The following is a 20,059-nucleotide window of genomic DNA, read 5'->3' as shown; positions in this document are numbered from 1 at the left end:
AAAATTTAACTTTCTTCTAATTGCCTTCTTTGCTTTAATTCAGTTTCAATTTCATAAACTTTCTTTTCATCTAATGGATAAAATATTAAACTTATTATTGCCAAAACTCCAAACCCAGCTGGAATTAAACTGAATAATAAAACTAACCCATCTAAACTTTCTTGTGATTGAACCTGATTTGGTTCAAATCCTACTTGTGCCATTAAATTTAATGCAACGAAAGATCCAATTGCCCAACCAAATTTTTGAGACATTGTTGAAGCAGAAAAAACTAAACCGGTTGTTCTTCTTCCGCGTTTCCATTCATTATAATCAGCTGTATCTGCGTACATTGCCCAAACCAAAACACTTAATGGTCCGCCGGTTAAAGAACCAATTATTTGAAAAAAGAATATCAAACCTAATTGATCTGGTTTGCAAAAATAAAATCCGGCTGTACCAATTACAGCAACGACAAAGTAAAGAAAAAATGTTCTCTTCTTTCCCATTCTATTTGAAACAAAACTAACTAACAAGACACCAACAAAAGATGAAAATTGTCCAACTGTATTAAATGCTGACGTAATAGCATTAAAATCGTATGAAGCTTTATCCATAAATGGTAAGGTAATTTCTTGAGTTCCGACGAAATATTTGAAGTAGTGAACTGTAACACTGCTTCTTATCGCAACAAAAAGAATAAATAAAATTGTTGCAAGTAGTAATATTAACCAAGGACCATTTGTAACTAATTCATAAAAGTCTTGTTTGATAGAAGACTTTTGAGTTTTAGGTGGAAGTACTCTTTCTTTTGTTCCAAAAAAAGTTATTAGAAAAAATATAACTGCGGCAATTCCGTAAATTATAAAAGCAGATTGCCAACCTTTTGCATCATTACCATCACCTAAAATTTGAACCAACGGAAGCAATGTTGCTGAAACAATTATTCCGGCAGCAAATGCAAAAAGAAATTTAAATGAAGAAACTGAAGTCCGTTCATTTGAGTTGGGAGTAATTACACCTAACAAAGCAGTATAAGGAATATTGATTGCAGTATATAGCATCATAATTATAAAGAAAGTTGCGTATGCCCAAACTAATTTTCCGCCTTCATCTAAATCCGGAACTGTAAAAGTAAAAACGCCGGCAATTGCGAACGGAACGCACATCCATAATAAATATGGGCGGAAATGTCCCCACTTTGTATTTGTTCTATCGGAAAGTATTCCCATCATCGGATCGTTTATTCCATCCCAAATTCTACTTAATAAAAACATTGTTGCAACAGCAGCAGCCGGAATTAAAAAAACATCCGTATAAAAATAAGTTAGGTATAACATAAAAGTTTGCCAATAAAGGACTGAAGCTAAATCTCCAAATCCATATGCAAATTTTTCCTTAAAGCTCAATTTTCCGTTTTCGTTCATAATATTTCTGTCATTTAGTTTTTGGAATAATTATTGCAATTCTCATTTATCGGATCTGATTTTACTGGCAAACAAAATTTTTGTTAAATAATTATTCAAAATTTATACCACGTATTTTTGATTAAAACAATTGAATTTTGGTTTGTCACAAAAACAAAATCTTGATAGAAGAATTTTATAACTATAAAGATACTATTTCCTTTTATTCTTATGATATATAATTATCATTCTGATAAAACTATTTCTTAATAAAATTTAAAAAGGTTTGAAATGAAATTTGGATTTTTCGATGACACAAAAAAAGAATACGTAATTACAAATTACAAAACACCTTATCCATGGATAAATTATTTGGGAAGTGAAAATTTCTTCTCAATAATATCAAACACTGCCGGCGGTTACAGTTTTTACAAAGATGCTTTGCTTAGAAGAATTACGAGATTCAGATATAATAATGTTCCGATTGATAACGGAGGAAAATATTTTTATATAAATGATTCCGGTAATATTTGGAATCCGGGTTGGAAGCCAATTAAAGCTGATGTTGAAAACTATTCTTGCAGACACGGATTAGGTTATACAATTATAAATGGAACAAGAAATTTTATTCAAGCAGAAATTTTATTTTTCGTTCCATTGCAAAAAAATTGCGAAATTCAAAAAGTTAAAATTTCCAACTTGGGTGAAAAATCAAAATCTATAAAACTTTTTTCATTCGTAGAATTTGCTTTGTGGAATGCTCAAGACGATCAAACAAATTTTCAAAGAAATTTTTCAACCGGAGAAGTTGAAGTTAAAGATTCCGTAATTTATCACAAAACAGAATATAAGGAACGAAGAAATCATTTTTCTTTTTATTCGGTAAATTCTGAGTTAAATGGATTTGATACCGATTGCGATTCGTTTATCGGCTTGTATAACGGATTTGATAATCCAGATGTTGTAATTGAAGGAAAATCAAAAAACTCAATTGCACACGGCTGGTCGCCGATTGCTTCTCATCAAATAGAAATAACACTTTCGCCAAATGAAGAAAAAGAATTTATTTTCATACTTGGTTATGTTGAAAATGATGAAGAAAATAAATGGGAATCTAAAGGAATTATAAATAAAGAAAAAGCTGTAAAATTGATAAATGAATTTTCAACTTCGGAATCTGTAAATAATGCTTTTAACGATTTACAAAATTATTGGACTTCCCTTCTTTCAAATTTTCAAATAAAAAGTCACGATGAAAAACTTGATAGAATGGTAAACATTTGGAATCAATATCAATGTATGATAACTTTTAATATGTCGCGAAGTGCATCGTATTTTGAAAGCGGTATTGGTCGCGGAATGGGTTTTAGAGATTCTAATCAAGATTTAATTGGATTTGTTAATCAAATTCCGGAGAAAGCACGCGAAAGAATTTTGGATATTGCGGCAACTCAATTTGAAGACGGCGGAGCTTATCATCAGTATCAGCCGTTAACAAAAAAAGGCAACAATGCAATTGGCGGAAATTTTAATGATGATCCGCTTTGGCTAATTCTTTCAACAACAACTTACATAAAAGAAACCGGCGATTGGTCAATTCTTGATGAACAAGTTCCATTTGATAATGATGAAACGAAATCTCAATCTTTATTCGAACATTTGAAAAGATCATTTTATCATGTTGTAAATAATTTGGGACCTCACAAACTTCCCTTAATAGGCAGAGCCGATTGGAATGATTGTCTGAATTTAAATTGCTTTTCAAAAAATCCGGATGAATCATTTCAAACTACAGAAAATAAAAAAGGCGGAGTTGCCGAATCAATCTTCATTGCCGGAATGTTTGTTCTTTATGGAAATGAATTTGTTGATCTTTGCAAAAAGTTAGAAAAAATTGATGAAGCAAATAGTGCTTTATTTCATATTGAAGAAATGAAAATTGCGATTGATAAATATGGATGGGATGGAAATTGGTTTTTGCGCGCGTATGATTTTTATGGAGAAAAAATCGGAAGCAATGAAAACGACGAAGGTAAAATTTTTATTGAGTCTCAAGGAATTTGCACAATGGCAGAAATTGGCGTTGAAGATGGACGTGCAAAACTTGCTTTAGATTCCGTAAAAAAATATTTGGATTGCGAATACGGAATTGTTTTAAACAATCCGGCATTTACAAAATATCATATTAACATGGGGGAAATTTCTACATACCCGGCTGGTTACAAAGAAAATGCTGGAATATTTTGTCATAATAATCCTTGGATAATGATTGGAGAAACTATTTTGGGCAATGGCAATAGAGCGTTTGAATATTATAAAAAAATTGCGCCATCATATTTAGAAGAAATAAGTGATTTGCATAAAACTGAGCCTTATGTTTATTCTCAAATGATTGCCGGGAAAGATGCGTTTAAACCGGGCGAAGCAAAAAATTCTTGGTTAACCGGAACTGCTGCGTGGAATTATTACGCAGTTACACAATATATTTTGGGAATTCAGCCGCAATATGATGGATTAAAAATAGATCCATGTATCCCTAATAATTGGGATGGTTTTAAGATTGTAAGAAAATTTAGAAATGCGATTTACAATATTGAAATTGTAAATCCAAATCATGTTTCAAATGGTGTTAAACAAATTTCTCTGAATGGAAAAATGATTGAAGGAAATGTAATTCCATTTATGGAAAAAGGAAGTGAAAATTTTGTTGAAGTAACTTTAGGATAGTTTTCTCTGGATTCCCGCTTTAGCGGGAATGATAGATTCATATAAATGTTTATTCTAAAATTGTTTTAACAATTCCAGCATTTTTCTATCAAGTTTGTGACCTTTATATTCCTCATACTTTACATCTGATCTATTACTATTTATAATTCCAAAATCACCTTTTAAATTCCACATTGATTGTCCCCAATTTGCTTCTTTCCATAATAACAAAATATCTTCCATCCATTTAAGACAAATATCATGTGGAGTTTGATTAAAACATCCCCATTCGCCAACATGAACTTGAACTCCTTTATCTACAACGGGTTTCCAACTATTTATTAATTTTTCTCTAAGAGCATTTTTATTCCAAATTTTTCCATCATCTGCAGGCAAAGGCCAACTTGGTTTATTAAAAGTTTCAAATTCATGTTTTGGAACCCAAGTCGCTGTATAATGACTAACACTCATCGGATCATAACCGCGTGTACTTTGAACAATATTCAAATCTTCAATTCCCAAAAGAGGATAACGTCCAATATCTTTGCCGTCAACAACAATTAAACGATCCGAATCTTCTTCTTTTATTCCTTTAACTAAAGCACGAACAATTTCTTCGTATCGTTTAACATTTGTTTTTCCGGGAGGTTCATTAATCAGATCAAACGTAACTTGTTGATTTGGCAAACCTTTATACCTATTTGCAATAAACTTCCAATGGTGCACAACAGCATCCAATGCAGTTTGCATATTTTCTATAGTATCATCAAATAAATCCATTGGTTCTAAATTCCTTCCGTTTATGCAATAACCCGGAACTCTGTGCAAATTTAAATTTATATGAATTTTATATTGTTTCCCAAATTCAATTACTTCGTCAATATCGGTAAATATATCTTCATTAATTTCTAACCAATTTTCCGGTTTTGACCAATTCCAGTATGACATTGGAATTCTTGCAAAGTTAAATCCCAGCTCAGCCATAATTTCAAAATCCTCTTCTTCAAATTTTCTTCTTGGTCCACTACCGCCAGTTTTTTGAGTTAAATTAAATCCTTTATATTTTGAAAATTTCATATTCTCCTCTTTAGTTTGAGATTTTGATTCAAACGGTATTCCACTAAAAGCTGCAAAACCCAATACTGCACTGGTTTTAACAAATTCTCTTCTTTTCATATTTTATCTCTAAAATTATTTTTCCGAAATAAATTTTATCTGTCATCCATCATTTTAATGCAATTCATCAATGCTCTTGAATTATGATAATTAACTTTCCAATCATGTGCTTTAGGATAATTTATTGCGTCTGGAGAAATATCTAATCCTTCACTATACCAGCCACCATATTTGTGATCAATTAAATATTTATCAATATATTCCCACTGTTTTAAAAATAATTCATAATATTTTTTTTCATGAGAAAAAATTTTGTACATCAACAAAAGAGAATTTAATCCTTCTGCTTGCACCCACCACACTTTTGTGGGATTTGTAATTTTAGGTTTATTTTCATTTTTAAAATAATATCCTTCATAATAAAATCCACCGTTGTCATTATCCCACCCATATTTTATAGCATGATCAACCATTTTTTTTGCAACTGATAAAGTTTTTGATTTATCCAAATTTTCCAAAATTTCTTCTGCTTCTAACATTAGATAAGCAGTTTCAACATCATGCCCAAAGGAAACATGATCCAAATAGCTATTTGCATTTCTAACTTCATCAATTGAATCTCTAAATGAAATTGGATTCCAATTTTCATCAAAGTATAAATTTAAATATCCAGTTTGAGTAACTAATTTGTCTCTAATTAAAATAAGCATTTCTTTCAATCTTATTTTTAGAAGATCATTTTTCCAAATAGAATAAAGCTCTGTAAATGCTTCCAATAAATGAATTGAAGAATTTTGATCTTTCCAATTTGGTTTTACTAAATATTGCAAACCTCTCTTTTCTGTAATTAATTTTTGTTGTGAGCCATCTTGATTTAATAAATCAAAATATCCTTTGTTAATTGGATCATGAGCATATTTCTCAAGCCAATTAAAAGTTTTGATTGCTAAGTTAAGCGCGGAAGTATCTTTGGAAATTTTATAATACGCCGATAAACTATATATTGCAAACGTATTGCTGTATGTGGTTTTGTTATTTCCAATTTGCTGAATTTCATTTCCCTTCTGATCACGGTAAAAATAAAATCCTCCGTTAGATGAATCCCACATTTTATTTTTTAGAAAATCAAATCCATGTTTTGCAATTTGTAAATATTTTTCATCATTAAAAAATTCAGCGGCTTTTGATAAAGTCCACACATGCCGAGTTTGTGAAACCAGCATTTTATTTTGTCGACCTTCTGCTTTCCACTCAAAATTAAAATCGGTTAAAAATCCTCCGTGCAAAGTATCAATAGTTTTTGGATACCAAGTTTCGAAAATATTTTTTTTCAAAGATTGAAATAATTCATTTGATAATTTTTCATCTTGAGAAAAAATACTTGATGAAATAATTATAAATAATGAAAGAATATTAAATACTTTTTTCATTACGCAATTTCTATTTATTTAACTCAATCAATTTTTGTTTGAAAAATTTACCTTGCATTGTTGGTTCAAAATTCCAGCTTTCAATTAACTGCGGCGACCAAAAAGGATCAAAAACCCAAGCAACCCATGAGATTCCTTTTTTATTAAAATAGTTTACAATTGTTTCACCGTACTCTTCATCTTCAACAATTACAGGAATGTGCGCACCGGGACCATCAGCTTTCATAAAACCAAGTTCTGTTGCAATTATCGGATAATGATCGGCGACAAATCCCCAATCTTGTTCCCATTTTTCTTCCCAAGGTTTTTCTCTTTTCTGCGGATATGGATGAGTAACATATGCAACATTTGGATAAGCAATCGGTTCAAATTTTACATCGGTTAATTCATAAGCCCAATTAAATCCGGCAACTATTGGAATTTTATTTGTATCATGCGCATAAATTATTCCGATAATTTCTTCCATTAATTCTTTGTGTTGCTGCCAAGAAATTTTACCTAAAGTTCCGTTGTAAGTTGTAGGCTCGTTAAATAGTTCGTAAAAAGCTACCGTCGAATTTCCATTATATTTTGCAGCAATAGTTTTCCAAAATCTAAAAGTTTCCGTTTTAGTTGTGTTGTACATTGGATGCTGATAAAGTTCCGTTCGTAAATTTCCAATTGAATGCCAATCAATAATCACATAAATTCCTAATTCAGATGCCCATTTTATTCCGTCATCTAAAAGTTTTAAATAATTTTCTTCGCCTCGTTCGCGCCATGCAATTGGGTGAACCGGGAATCTAACTAAATTCACATTCCAATTTTTTAATTCTTCAAATAAATTTTTATTCCACTTTCCTTCTTTAATTAATTTATCCGGATCTGAAGTTGAAACTCCTCTGAAAATTATTGAGTTTCCAAGTACATCAACAAATTGGTTCGCTCTCACACTGATTTGTGGTAGTTCATTTTTCATTTGTCCAACCAAATTACAATTGATAATTAATAATGAAATTGAAACTAAAAAAGTCCAACGAAATAATTTCATTTTACACCTTTATTGAATTATAAAAAGTTTTTAAATCATTTTAATAAAATCATTTTTTTTCTTTGCGTAAAAGATTCCGATACCAAACCGTAAAAATAAATTCCGCTTGATAATCTGCTTCCATCAAACTGAATTTCGTAATTTCCGGGAGATTGAACTTTGTTAATAATAGTTTCAACTTCTCTTCCAAGAACATCATAAATTATTAATTTCACATGTGACATTTCACTTTTCATATTTGATGGAATGCAATATTCTATTGTTGTTGTTGGGTTAAAAGGATTTGGGTAATTTTGCGATAATTCAAAATTGTGAAATATTTTATTGTTTTCTTTTATATCAGTAACTAAATCAACCGGAACGGCTAGGTAATCAATATCCATCCATCCCCAAGATGGTTCAATTTCAATTGTATTTTCGCCCGAAACTAAATCAACAAATAAAGATTTCTCAAGCCATTTATTTACAACTCCATCAAACATAAGTTCAGTAATTCTGCTTCCGTTTACATTTACAAACTGACCTTTGGGAGAATCAAATGAAAGTCGATAACCAAATTTTATTTCATAATTTCCAGAAGATAATTGATTAGTTATATTCCAAATAATTTTACTTGTTGTTTGTCTTAATTCAGTATATGCGCCGCCGCTTGCTGTTAAATCACTTTTAATTGTAATTCCAGTTGTAGGAATTGTAAATTTTTCAGCTTCAAATCTTTGAAAAGGTGGTGTTCCGTATACTATTCTCACAATATTTGATTTTCGTTGGTGACCTTCATTATCCGTTGCGATTGCAAAAATTTTATAATTACTATTTTCTGCCGGAATCCAATTTAGAATAAACGGGTTTTCTAATAATTCGCCAATTTTTATAGAATCGTTTGCAAAAATTTCAATTAAAGAAATTGTTCCATCTAAATCATTTGCTTCAATTTCAATATTAACTGAAGCAGTATCTGAAAAAGGTGTATTATCACTTGGAGATAAAATTGAAATTGTTGGCCAATCACCGCCAATACCTAAAACGTCAACACTTTCTTTATAATTATCCCACAAATATTTCATCCCAATAAGCATATCGTTTGGTTGAGTGACCGCATTATCTGTCCACGACCAAGCTAGCGCTCCTGCATAACCGCTTTGAAATAAAATTTTATATAGATCAGTTTTTAAAATTCCCAAAGTATTTTTCATATGAAATTCGGCAACAACAAGTGGTTTATCTAATTGCCAAAAACTATTTACATTGTGAAATGGAGATAAAGAAGTTCCAGCCCAATCATAATAATGAACGGAATAAAAATCTAAAATTCCATCTTGATCACCGCCGGAAGCAATTAATCTTTCATCTGAATAATAATTATAATTTGGAGCTGCAGAAATTTTCTGTAATTGTTTTAATAAATTTTCTGAAGTTAAATTAAAATTATATTTAGTATTAATTTGATTTGTAAATTCTTCAATTTCAATTTCGGAAATTTTTCTTAAACTTGTGGTCGGAACGTCAGTCATAGCTTGAATACTCCAACATCCATTCGTAACTTTTGCTAAAGTATCCGTTCTGTGAATAGCTCCGGAAGTTAAATTAATAAATCTCTGAATATCCGACATTGGAACGTGTTCAATATCAGACCAGCCAAATTCATTGCTCATTCCTTCGGGTTCGTTAAAAATTTCCCAAGCAATAATTGCCGGATGATTTTTTAGTGAATCAACCATTGGAATTAGAGCATTTTTAATGTAAGAATTTGTGTAAGAAGTATCAGTTAACAAAAGAATATTTCTATTTAGCGCAGTTGGAATTAAATTTGATCTCAACATATCAAACGACCAAAGACAAAGTTTTATTCCAATTTCTCGTTCCCAAGCTAATTCTAAAATTTTATGAATATCTTGAATTGTATATTCGCCGGGACTAATAACTTTGTTGTTTAAATCAAATTCCGGAGAAACTGTTCCATTTGTATGAAGCCACCATCTTAGAGAATTTCCACCATTTTCATGAATTTGGAGTAAGATGTCTGCAAATTCTTCAACATTTGTTGTTCCCTTTCCAATATCATTTGCAAAACTTAACCAAGCTAAATTTGCGCCACTTAGAAATAAATCCTGATCATTATATTTAACGCTATTTTGCGCAATTATTGGTTGTAAATTGAAAAGTATAACAAATAAAATGATTATTTTTTTTTTCATTTTCCCCACAGTTTTATTGTAAATTAATCAGATAATGTGCCAATAAAAAGTGTTCAAGTTTACTTAAAGTATATTGTTTATAGCTTAATTTGGCAAAAGGAATCGTTTATAAGATATCATACTAATAATTATTTATTAAAATGATAAAGAGGTTAATAAATTATTGATTTTTTTTTGTACTAATAAGGTAGTAATAATGTGATGAATTTTAACAGAATTGAAAATTTGTACACCCGTAGGGAGTCGAACCCCAAACCTTCTGATCCGTAGTCAGACGCTCTATCCAATTGAGCTACGGGTGCAAATTTTGTTTTCAAATATACAAAATTATTTTTTTACTTATTTATGTCTCATAAACCAAATTTTATTTTGGAGTTTTTTCTAATATTCTCCAATATTCATCGGAGTAATTATAAAATATTTCTTCACCAATTTTTATGTTTTTAATTGCTACAATTCGTGCTTTCTTCCATCTTGTTGAAACTACCAATTCAGCATTTGGTTTATTTGAGTGATTAATAAAACTTACAAAATTTGATTCTTTCCCTTCACCGTATATAAAATGATCCTTGGTTACCTGAAGAATAAATAACGATGAAACAAAAGGTTCTCTTGTTATTTGTTTTGCATTTAAAATTTTTCCAGTGTAATATCCAATATGTTCGCCCTTCAATATTTTCCTTTTTGTAAAAACTCCACGACCCGCACCTTCTTTACTTGAAATTTTTATTTCAAAACTTTCATGCCACTTTATATCTTTAATTTTCATTTTTTCCTAAAATAAAGTTGGTAAATTTAAGAATTTTTTATCATCTAAATTCATAAAATATGAATTACGGCAATTTTGTATTTTTATAACATTGTCTTTTATATTCTTTTGTAAAATAATATATTTGTGTATAATTATTTTATGCGTCCGTAGCTCAACTGGATAGAGCATCTGACTTCGGATCAGAGGGTTGAGGGTTCAAATCCTTCCGGGCGTACAACAAAAATTAATGATATCGTTTTGCTGTTTCCCGAAACTGTATATAAATTTATGTATTCTGCACTTCAAGAAGCTGAACTTGCTTTTGATAAAGATGAAGTTCCGATTGGTGCTGTTGTAGTTTACAAAAACAAAATTATTGGTCGTGGTCATAATCAAACTCAACAATTAAATGATTCCACAGCCCACGCAGAAATGATTGCTATTACCGCCGCATCAAATTATCTTAATAATAAATTCCTAAATGATTGCGATTTATATATAACTCTTGAACCTTGCATTATGTGTTCAGGTGCAATTCTATTATCACGAATTAAAAATGTTTATTTTGGAGCATTTGAACCAAAATTGGGAGCAGCAGGATCATTATATAATCTTTTATCTAATAATAAATACAACCATGAAATCAATATATTTTCTGGAATTTATGCCGATGAAAGCAAGCATCTACTTCAATCATTTTTTTCAAAAAAAAGAACAATCAATTGAATAAATTCTAATTATATAAAATTTTAAAGGATTTTTCGGAGGAATAATTAAAAATGAAAATGCTAATATTTTTTGGAGCTCCGGGCGTTGGGAAAGGTACTCAGGCTAAAATAATTTCTTCAAAATTAAATATTCCTCATATTTCCACCGGAGATATTTTAAGAGAAGCAATTTGTAAGAAAAATAAATTGGGATTGGAAGCAAAAAAATTTACCGATAAAGGCGAACTTGTTCCGGATGAAATAATGGTTGAATTAGTTGAGAATGTTTTAAGAGACGAAAAATGTAAAGAAGGATTTATTTTAGATGGATTTCCTCGTACTGTTCACCAAGCAGAAATTTTACAGCCGATTGTTGAGAATATTTCAGATGAAAAAATTATTATTATAAGTTTAGAAGCAGACGATGAAATTATAATTGATAGATTAACTCAAAGAAGAACATGCAAGGAATGTAATGGAATTGTAAATCTGAATTTATTAGAAGATGATTCAATTTGCCCAATCTGCGGAAGTAAAAATAGTTTTATTAAACGAAAAGATGATGAGGTTGATGTAATTAAAAACCGTTTGCTTGTTTTCCATAAAGCTACAAGTCCGGTATTGGATTTTTTTGAAAAACATGATTTTGTTTTTAAAATTGACGGAACTTTAAGTGTTGAAGAAATTACAAATAAAATTATGGAAGTTATAAATTAATTTTCCGAGTTTGCTCTTAGTTTAACTTTTACTGCTTTACCATCTTCAATTTTATAAATTTTTGCGTCTGTTTTTTTTACCAAATCATAATTGTGTGTTGCAAATAAAATAGCCGTTCCTCTGTCATTAATATTTTTTAATATTGCCATAATTTCTTCAGATGTTTTAGGATCTAAATTTCCGGTGGGTTCATCAGCTAAAATTAATTTCGGTTCGTTTATTATTGCTCTTGCTATTGCAACTCTTTGTTGTTCCCCTCCGGATAATTGATTTGGCATATTTTTATATTTGTGTTCAAGTCCAACTGCTTTTAACGCATGCATAATTTTATCTTTTATAACTTTTCTTGGCGTTCCGGTAACATGAAGCACAAAAGCCAAATTATTGTAAACATTTCTATCATCTAATAGTTTAAAATCTTGAAAAACAATTCCCAATTTTTTTCTTAAACGCGGCAATTGTTTTGGTTTAATTGTATCAGAACTAAATTCACCAACTTGCACATAACCGGCTTGAGGTAAAATATCCATATAAACTAATTGCAATAATGTAGATTTACCAACTCCGCTTTTTCCAATCAGAAATGCAAAATCTTTTTCACTTAATTGCATATTCAAATTATTAAAAACAGATTGATTTGCATATTTAAATTCAACATTTGTAAATGTCAGCATTATTTTTTCCTTTTAACAATAAACTGAATTCTGTCCGATTCCGGTGATCCGTTAATAAAATCAAAAGCTTCTAAACATTCTGATACGTATAAATTATTTGATTCTACAACATCAAAATAATAATAAAAATCATAAATTTTTTGTTTATGTACTTCGGTAATTAATTTTCCATCATCAAATTGGAAATTAATTTTATTTTGATGAATCATCGATACCTCATCAAATGTGCTTATTTGCTCATATTTTATATTCTTGAAAATACCTTTTCTATTTAGTTTCTTTAAATGTTTCAGACTGTTTTTTTTCAAACTAACATCAAAAATAAAGCTGCCATTTTTAGATAAAAAATTTCTAATATTATGAAAAAATAAATTCATTTGTTCTTCATCGCAAAGATAATTTATTGAATCAAATGTTGAAAATATAAAATCAAATTTGTTTTTAAACGGCAGGTAAACCATATTACAGCAAACTTTATTTTTGCAGTTTGTATTTTGCTGAAGCATTTTTAGGGATAAATCACTTATAAAAAGTTTGTTAAACTGTAAATTAAGTTTTTGCGAAAGTTTACAATTTCCCGAAGCAAGTTCTAAAGCAATATCCTTTTTACTTCCGATTGTATTATGAATTTCCGAGATGTATTTTGCCCAAAATGAATAATCAACAGAATTCATTAAATATGCATATAGCTCCGAGAAATAAGTATAAGGTTTTGCATTCATTAGAGAAAAGTTTTTCTATTCCTTAAAATAAGTTCTGCAAATTTAAAGGATTCAATCATACTTTCAGAGCTTGCAATTCCCTTTCCGGCAATATCAAAAGCAGTTCCGTGATCCGGTGAAGTTCTTACAATCGGTAATCCGGCAGTAAAATTAACTCCTTTGTTAAAGTTCATCAATTTAAATGGAATTAAAATTTGATCATGATATAATCCGATTGTCAAATCATAATTTTTATAAAAATGATTTCCGAAAAAGGCATCGGGAACAAATGGCCCTTTTAAATTTTTATTTTTTTGGATAAATGGATTTAATAAATTTATTTCTTCAGTACCAATTTCTCCATTTTCACCGGCGTGAGGATTTAAACCCAATATTGCAATTTGCGGATTTTTAATTCTAAAATCCTTTTGCAGACTTTCAATAATTACGCTAATGGTTTTTTGTAATTTTGTTTTCGTTAATTCTTTTGAAATATTTTTTAGCGGAATGTGAATTGTTATAAGTCCGGCTTTCATTTTATTGCTTAAAAACATCATAGCAAATTTTGAAACACGAAAATAATCAGCTAATAATTCCGTATGTCCCGGAAAATTTATTTCTGCTTTATGAAATGCAAATTTAGAAATTGGTGCAGTAATAATTGCATGAACTTTTCTTTCATCAGCTAATTTGCACGCTGTTAATATTGAGTTATAACTAATTTTTCCGGAAGAAATTGTGGGTTTGCCGAAATTTATTTTTACATTTCCTAAATCATAAATTAAAACTTTATTTGTGTTCGCATCATCCAAAAATTTTTTGGAAATTATAAATTCAAATTTTGCCGGAACAATTTTAATCGTTTCGTTAAACACATTTTGGGGACAAATAAAAACAATTTTCGAATGCTTTTTTGAAGGTAATTTGTTAATAGTTTTGATTACTATTTCTGGACCAATTCCATTTACGTCGCCGCAAGTAAAAGCAAAATTTCTCATATTTATTGAATTAGAATAAATTTCCCGGTTCCGCTTGTATCTTTAAAAACGAAATTTCTTCCAAGTTTTTCATAATTCCAAATTTCCATAATTTCATTTTTTTCAGAATAATTTCTTTCAATTGAAGTTGGTTTTCCATAAGTAATATAAATTCTGCCCCGATCATTTTCTGCACCATCGAAGGAATTGAGCGATGAATAATGTTCAATTGCATAATCTGCTCTTATATAATATTCATTCATTGCATAATTAAATTTTATTCCGTTCGTCGGATATTTCGAATTCCAATATTCGTTTAAACCTTCATAATATTTTTCTTCACTTGTAAATAACAAATCTTTAACTGCTTCTTCATCATCAATATAACTTAATAATCTTATTGAATATTCCGGATTATTTAGAACATTCGGTTTATTTATCCAAACAACATTAACTGGAAATTTTTCTTTTTCATTTTTGTAAGAAATTTCAATTTCAGCTTTTCCTTCATTTAATAATTTAGAAAACTCTGAAATGACAAAAACATTTTGCAGTAAATTTTTTCCATCATTTGAAACGGAAATTTCATTTTCATCTTTTACAAAATTAATTCTACCCTTTTTATAATTAGTTGTAGAATCTTTAAAAATTTGTTTATCAAATTGAGTTAAAATATATTTTAATTCGGTTACGGAAGTATCTGAAACTCTGACAATCATTTCGTAATCATTAGAGGAAAGTGGAATTGAGTTTGAGAAATTTAATAAAAGTGTTTCATTAGAATTTACTTTGTTTTTTTCGACAAATATTGGTGAGTTGATTTTTTTATTTTTTAATGTATCAATTATTAATTCTATAGTAGGAATTTCAATTTGATGATCAATTCCTTCAACAAGCAGATTTGTTTTAAGATTGTATTTTCCGGGTGAAAGTGAAAACTCAATCATATCTTGAAAGAACACAGAATTTTTCTTTGTATTTTCGTAATCAGAAGTTGAGACTGTTGAAGTTTTTATTTCACGCAGAATAAATAAATTGCTATCAAAAATTTCCAATGAAAATGAAAATTTTGATTCGTAATGTTCGTTAATTTTTGTAAATAAAAGAACATTATTAGGAATTCTAAAACTTATTATTTCTTTCTGTGTTTCATCATTCAAAAGAGAATGATGTTCAAGAAATATTGGATTTGTTTTTTCTTGAGCAATTAAAAGTGAAGCTAAAATTAAAACTATTCCAACAACTTTTATTTTCAAAATTTCCCTAACATTTATGAATATTTTGTTTTACAGAAACAAAACTAAAAATGTTTCAATGAAAAATTAACTGTTCATACTTTGCAAAAATTCTTTGTTATTTTTTGTTCCGCGCATTTTGTCAATTAAAAAGTCCATTGCTTCAATTGTGTCATAATTACTTAAAAGTTTTCTAAGTATCCAAACTTTATTTAATTCTTCTTCCGTCATTAACAATTCTTCTTTTCGTGTTCCGGATTTGTTCACATCAAATGCCGGGAAAATTCTTCTATCAGAAAGTGCACGATCTAAAACAATTTCTAAGTTTCCGGTGCCTTTAAATTCTTCGAAAATTACTTCATCCATTCTGCTGCCCGTATCAATAAGTGCAGTAGCAAGAATTGTTAAACTTCCGCCGTCTTCAATATTTCTTGCGGCTCCGAAAAATCTTTTTGGTTTATGCAAAGCATTTGAATCAACACCGCCGGATAAAATTCTTCCGCTATGCGGCTGAGTTGTGTTATGTGCTCTTGCTAAACGAGTAATACTATCTAACAAAATTACAACATCGTCACCGGCTTCAACCATTCTTTTGGCTTTTTCAATCACCATGTTTGCAACTTGAACGTGTCTTTCCGGCGGTTCATCAAAAGTTGAACTTATTACCTCAGCTTGAACCGATCTTTGCATATCCGTAACTTCTTCGGGACGTTCATCTATCAGAAGCATAATTAATTTTACTTCTGGATGATTTCTGGTTATCGAATTTGCAATTTTCTGAAGTAATACAGTTTTACCGGTTTTAGGAGGTGAAACAATTAAACCTCTTTGACCTTTTCCGATTGGAGCAAGTAAATCCATAATTCTCATGGAATATTCACCGGGCACAGATTCTAATTTTATTCTCTTTGTTGGATAAAGCGGAGTTAAATTATCGAAAAGTGTTCTTCCCCTAATTTCCTCGGGATCTTTTCCATTTACTGCTTCAACTCTAAGCAGTGCAAAAAACCTCTCGCCCTCTTTTGGCGGACGAACTTGACCGCTTACATGATCACCGGTTCTAAGACTAAATCTTTTTATTTGCGAAGGCGAAACATAAATATCATCCGGAGAAGGCAAATAGTTGTAATCCGAAGACCTCAAAAAACCATAACCATCGGCTAAAACTTCTAACACACCTTGCGAAAAAGATAACCCATCTTTCTTCGTTTGTGCTTCCAATATTTTAAAGATTAATTCTTGTTTTCTTAAATCGTTAACGCCGGCTAAATTATATTCTTTAGCAATTTGAAGTAAGTCAACAATTTTTTTTGATTTGAGTGTGGAAATATCCATTGGCATAGGAACCTACTAATTTTTAATTTACATGAATATGAATTTTTATTGACAAGATTTTTTTGGGGATTATTTATGATTTTTTGTATTAATTAAATTATGAATTAACTGAATGGACCAAGAGGTACATTCAAAACTAATTTTATTCGTGAATAAAGTCAAGTTATTTTTTCTGCAATTTTGATTTAATTTCACCTAATAAATAAATACTGCCTAGAACAACAAAACAATTTTGGTTTTTTTTTGCATTCTTAAATTTCGTAATAATATCTTCAGGTTTGTTAATAATCTTAGAACTAATGCCCAAATTTTTACAAATTGAATATAATTTATTTACATTTTCACTTCTCTCATTATTTACGGAAGTAATGTAAATTTTGTTGAAATATGGCTTAAGCGAAGATAACATTTGTTTATTATTCTTATCATTTAGCGCACCGTAAATCAATTTACAGTTTTCGAAATTCAAGAATTCTTTTTTAAACTGATTAACAAAAGACTTAACGCCTTCCAAATTATGTGCTGAATCAAATATGATTAGAGGATTTTGTGAAATTATCTCATATCTTCCTTGCAAACCACTATTAACAATTATATTATCGAGACCTAACTGAATTTTATTATAGTCCAAATTTGGAATAATATTTTCCAAAGATTTTATTGATAAACCAGCATTATAAAATTGATGCTTCCCCAGCAAGTTTTTGACTTCGAACTTTACAAAATCTTTTTTCAATTTTAATTTGAAATAATTTTTATAAACTTTTATTTCATTTTTTAGATCAATTAATTTTGATTTTTTTTCATCAGCAATTTGTGATATAACATTTTTTGCAGATTTAGAAATTTTCCCAATTACGATTGGAATTTTATTTTTAATTATTCCGGCTTTCTCAAAAGCAATTTGCGGAATTTTATTCCCCAAAATATTTGTGTGTTCTAAACTTATACTCGTTATAACAGAAATTAAAGGTGTAATCGTATTTGTGGCGTCAAGTCTTCCGCCAAGTCCGGTTTCAATAACGGCAAAATCAACTTTTTCTTTTGCGAAATATTGAAATGCTAAAGCCGTTGTAATTTCAAAAAATGTAGGCTGCTCTTTATCAACAAATTTTTTATTTGCGTTAAGGAATTTTAAAATTTCATTATCACTTATTTCATTTCCATTTATTCTAATTCTTTCGTTAAATCTTATAAAATGCGGCGAAGTATATAATCCAACTTTAAAACCATGTTCTTGTAAAATACTTGCAATAAATGAACATGTACTTCCCTTTCCGTTTGAACCAGCAACGTGAATAGATTTAAAACTATTTTGCGGATTTCCAATATGATTCAGCAATTGGATTATTTTTTCCAATCCCAATTTTACGTGAAATTGTTTAAGAGAATAAATTTTTTCTAAAGCTAAATCAATGTTCATTCAAGTATGCGCGAAGAAATTAAATCTGATATTTTATTTGTTGAAGTTTGTTTGCAGTAATTTATTAAACCATCCATTATTTCTATACCGGCTTTGGGATTTATAAAATTAACTGTTCCCAATTGAACAGCCGAAGCACCGACAATCATAAATTCTATAGCGTCTTTCCAATCCATAATTCCGCCAATTCCAATAATTGGAATATCTACATTTCTGCTGATCTCCAAAACTTTTGCTAAAGCCACCGGTTTAATTGCTGGTCCAGATAATCCGCCGGTAATATTTTTAATTTTTGGTTTTCTTGTATAAATATTAAATGATGTTCCCACCAAAGTGTTAATTGCGGATACAGCATCACCGCCTTCTTTTTTTACAACTTTTGCAAACTCAAAAATATTGGATGTATTTGGTGAAAGTTTTATAATTAACGGTTTTGAAGTTTTTGCTCTAACTTTTTCAGTAATTTTTCCAACATTATTAATATCATTCCCAAAAATTAATCCGCCTTCTCTAACATTTGGACATGAAACATTAATCTCAAAACCTTTTATACTTTCTTGCGAATTTAAAATTTCCACGCATTCAACATATTCTTCAATTGAGCTTGCCGCAATATTGCAAATTAATGTTGAGTTTAATTTTTCTAAAAACGGAATTTTTGTTTTTATAAATTCTTCAACTCCGACATTTGTTAATCCAATTGCATTCAACATTCCGGATGGAGTTTCTGTAATTCTCTGCGGCGGATTTCCCTTACGGGGCTTGAGTGAAATTGATTTTGTAATTATTGCGCCAACTTTACTCAAATCAATAAATTCTGATATTTCATTCCCATAGCCAACCGTACCGGAAGCAAGCATAATTGGATTTTTTAATTTTAACGGACCAACATTTACAGATAAATCAATTTCGTTCATATTACAATATCTCGAATATTAAAAATTGGACCATCTTTACAAATCAATTTATATGAATCAGAATTTTTATGTTCGGTTGGGCAACCTTGACAAATTCCAAAACCACATGCCATTGCTGATTCCATCGAAACTTCGCACAAAATATTTTTATCACTCAAATATTTTTGCAAAGCTCTAAACATGGCATTCGGTCCGCATGCAAAAATTTTGGTTTTTTCGAATTCCAAATTTTTTAATTCTTCATCGAGTAAATCAATCACATTTCCCTTTATTCCAATCTTCCCGTCTTCTGATGAATAAATTACATTTTTCAATCCAAAATTATGTGCTTCATTTTTTGATTTCACACCATACAAAACTTTTAAATTTTTATCGCAAATTTGTTTAATCATAAATGGAAAAGGAGCAATGCCAATTCCACCGCCGATTAAAATTAAATTCTCAAAATTATCTTGCAGATTAAAACTATTTCCAAGCGGACCAAGTAAATTTATTTTTTCACCAACTTTTTTTTTAGATAGAATTTGTGTTCCTTCACCAACAATTTTGTACATGAAGAAAATTTTATTTTCTTGAACATCGGAAATGCTGAAAGGTCTGCGCAAAAGTGGAAAATAATTTTCAGAAACTTGAATATTAAAAAACTGTCCGGGTTTTAAATCATCAACTTTTTGATTTGATTCAACTCCAATTACAAAAGTGTTTTCCGCAATTTTTATATTTGAATTAATTTTAAAATCTTCTATGAACACAAGTTTCT

Annotated in this window: 17 protein-coding genes and 2 tRNA genes; 4 read left to right on the top strand and 15 right to left on the bottom strand. The window is 29.7% G+C overall.

Annotated elements, in window-relative coordinates:
- Positions 1–5: 5 nt before the first annotated feature.
- Positions 6–1,406, bottom strand: a complete 1,401-nt coding sequence (locus IPH62_14460) for an MFS transporter (GenBank protein MBK7106478.1) — start codon at positions 1,404–1,406, stop codon at positions 6–8.
- A gap of 270 nt (positions 1,407–1,676) precedes the next feature.
- Here IPH62_14460 and IPH62_14455 point away from each other — a divergent pair, with 270 nt between their 5' ends.
- The gene (locus IPH62_14455; GenBank protein MBK7106477.1) at positions 1,677–4,112 is read left to right on the top strand and encodes a glycosyl transferase; all 2,436 of its coding nucleotides are present in this window, start codon (positions 1,677–1,679) and stop codon (positions 4,110–4,112) included.
- Positions 4,113–4,166: 54 nt separating this feature from the next.
- On the opposite strand, the gene IPH62_14450 is transcribed toward IPH62_14455, so the two are convergent.
- The 6 genes from IPH62_14450 to IPH62_14425 all read right to left on the bottom strand — a co-directional run bounded on the left by IPH62_14450 (position 4,167) and on the right by IPH62_14425 (position 10,631).
- Positions 4,167–5,267: a cellulase family glycosylhydrolase gene (locus tag IPH62_14450; GenBank protein MBK7106476.1), complete on the bottom strand. Its 1,101-nt coding sequence runs from the start codon at positions 5,265–5,267 to the stop codon at positions 4,167–4,169.
- Positions 5,268–5,302: 35 nt separating this feature from the next.
- Positions 5,303–6,637 (bottom strand): AGE family epimerase/isomerase, encoded by a 1,335-nt coding sequence (locus IPH62_14445; GenBank protein MBK7106475.1) that lies wholly within the window; start codon positions 6,635–6,637, stop codon positions 5,303–5,305.
- Between the two features lie 10 nt (positions 6,638–6,647).
- Positions 6,648–7,667 (bottom strand): cellulase family glycosylhydrolase, encoded by a 1,020-nt coding sequence (locus IPH62_14440; GenBank protein MBK7106474.1) that lies wholly within the window; start codon positions 7,665–7,667, stop codon positions 6,648–6,650.
- Between the two features lie 35 nt (positions 7,668–7,702).
- Positions 7,703–9,862, bottom strand: a complete 2,160-nt coding sequence (locus IPH62_14435; GenBank protein MBK7106473.1) for a T9SS type A sorting domain-containing protein — start codon at positions 9,860–9,862, stop codon at positions 7,703–7,705.
- 228 nt (positions 9,863–10,090) lie between these two features.
- Positions 10,091–10,164, bottom strand: a tRNA-Arg gene (locus IPH62_14430).
- A 62-nt stretch (positions 10,165–10,226) separates the two neighbouring features.
- A complete protein-coding gene (locus tag IPH62_14425) occupies positions 10,227–10,631 on the bottom strand; it encodes an SET domain-containing protein-lysine N-methyltransferase (protein ID MBK7106472.1) in 405 nt (134 codons plus the stop codon).
- A 143-nt stretch (positions 10,632–10,774) separates the two neighbouring features.
- Here IPH62_14425 and IPH62_14420 point away from each other — a divergent pair.
- The 3 genes from IPH62_14420 (at position 10,775) to IPH62_14410 (ending at position 12,037) form a co-directional block, all read left to right on the top strand.
- Positions 10,775–10,848 (top strand) — tRNA-Arg (locus IPH62_14420).
- Between the two features lie 23 nt (positions 10,849–10,871).
- Positions 10,872–11,339 (top strand): nucleoside deaminase, encoded by a 468-nt coding sequence (locus IPH62_14415; GenBank protein ID MBK7106471.1) that lies wholly within the window; start codon positions 10,872–10,874, stop codon positions 11,337–11,339.
- Positions 11,340–11,398: 59 nt separating this feature from the next.
- Positions 11,399–12,037, top strand: a complete 639-nt coding sequence (locus IPH62_14410) for an adenylate kinase (GenBank protein ID MBK7106470.1) — start codon at positions 11,399–11,401, stop codon at positions 12,035–12,037.
- Here the strand turns inward: IPH62_14410 and ftsE are convergent.
- The 8 genes from ftsE to IPH62_14370 form a co-directional block, all read right to left on the bottom strand.
- Entirely contained in the window at positions 12,034–12,711 is a 678-nt protein-coding gene (gene ftsE, locus IPH62_14405; protein MBK7106469.1) for a cell division ATP-binding protein FtsE, read from the bottom strand. The genes IPH62_14410 and ftsE overlap by 4 nt on opposite strands.
- On the bottom strand, positions 12,711–13,433 hold the full coding sequence (locus IPH62_14400) for a methyltransferase domain-containing protein (GenBank protein ID MBK7106468.1): 723 nt from the start codon (positions 13,431–13,433) through the stop codon (positions 12,711–12,713). Before IPH62_14400 ends, ftsE begins: the two co-directional genes overlap by 1 nt.
- Positions 13,433–14,410 (bottom strand): 4-hydroxythreonine-4-phosphate dehydrogenase PdxA, encoded by a 978-nt coding sequence (gene pdxA, locus IPH62_14395; GenBank protein ID MBK7106467.1) that lies wholly within the window; start codon positions 14,408–14,410, stop codon positions 13,433–13,435. The genes IPH62_14400 and pdxA overlap by 1 nt, the downstream gene beginning before the upstream one ends.
- A gap of 2 nt (positions 14,411–14,412) precedes the next feature.
- Positions 14,413–15,645 carry a GWxTD domain-containing protein gene (locus tag IPH62_14390; GenBank protein MBK7106466.1) on the bottom strand — a complete coding sequence of 411 codons (1,233 nt, stop codon included), beginning with the start codon at positions 15,643–15,645 and terminating at the stop codon, positions 14,413–14,415.
- Between the two features lie 66 nt (positions 15,646–15,711).
- Entirely contained in the window at positions 15,712–16,959 is a 1,248-nt protein-coding gene (rho, locus tag IPH62_14385) for a transcription termination factor Rho (protein MBK7106465.1), read from the bottom strand.
- A 163-nt stretch (positions 16,960–17,122) separates the two neighbouring features.
- Entirely contained in the window at positions 17,123–18,382 is a 1,260-nt protein-coding gene (locus tag IPH62_14380; protein ID MBK7106464.1) for a bifunctional folylpolyglutamate synthase/dihydrofolate synthase, read from the bottom strand.
- A complete protein-coding gene (locus IPH62_14375; protein ID MBK7106463.1) occupies positions 18,379–19,299 on the bottom strand; it encodes a dihydroorotate dehydrogenase in 921 nt (306 codons plus the stop codon). The genes IPH62_14380 and IPH62_14375 overlap by 4 nt, the downstream gene beginning before the upstream one ends.
- Positions 19,296–20,051, bottom strand: a complete 756-nt coding sequence (locus IPH62_14370; GenBank protein ID MBK7106462.1) for a dihydroorotate dehydrogenase electron transfer subunit — start codon at positions 20,049–20,051, stop codon at positions 19,296–19,298. Before IPH62_14370 ends, IPH62_14375 begins: the two co-directional genes overlap by 4 nt.
- Positions 20,052–20,059: the final 8 nt, after the last annotated feature.

Source organism: Ignavibacteriota bacterium, from assembly GCA_016708125.1.
Lineage (GTDB): Bacteria > Bacteroidota > Ignavibacteria > Ignavibacteriales > Melioribacteraceae.
Note: the sequence above shows the minus strand (reverse complement) of the source record. Positions and strands in the feature narration are given on the sequence as shown.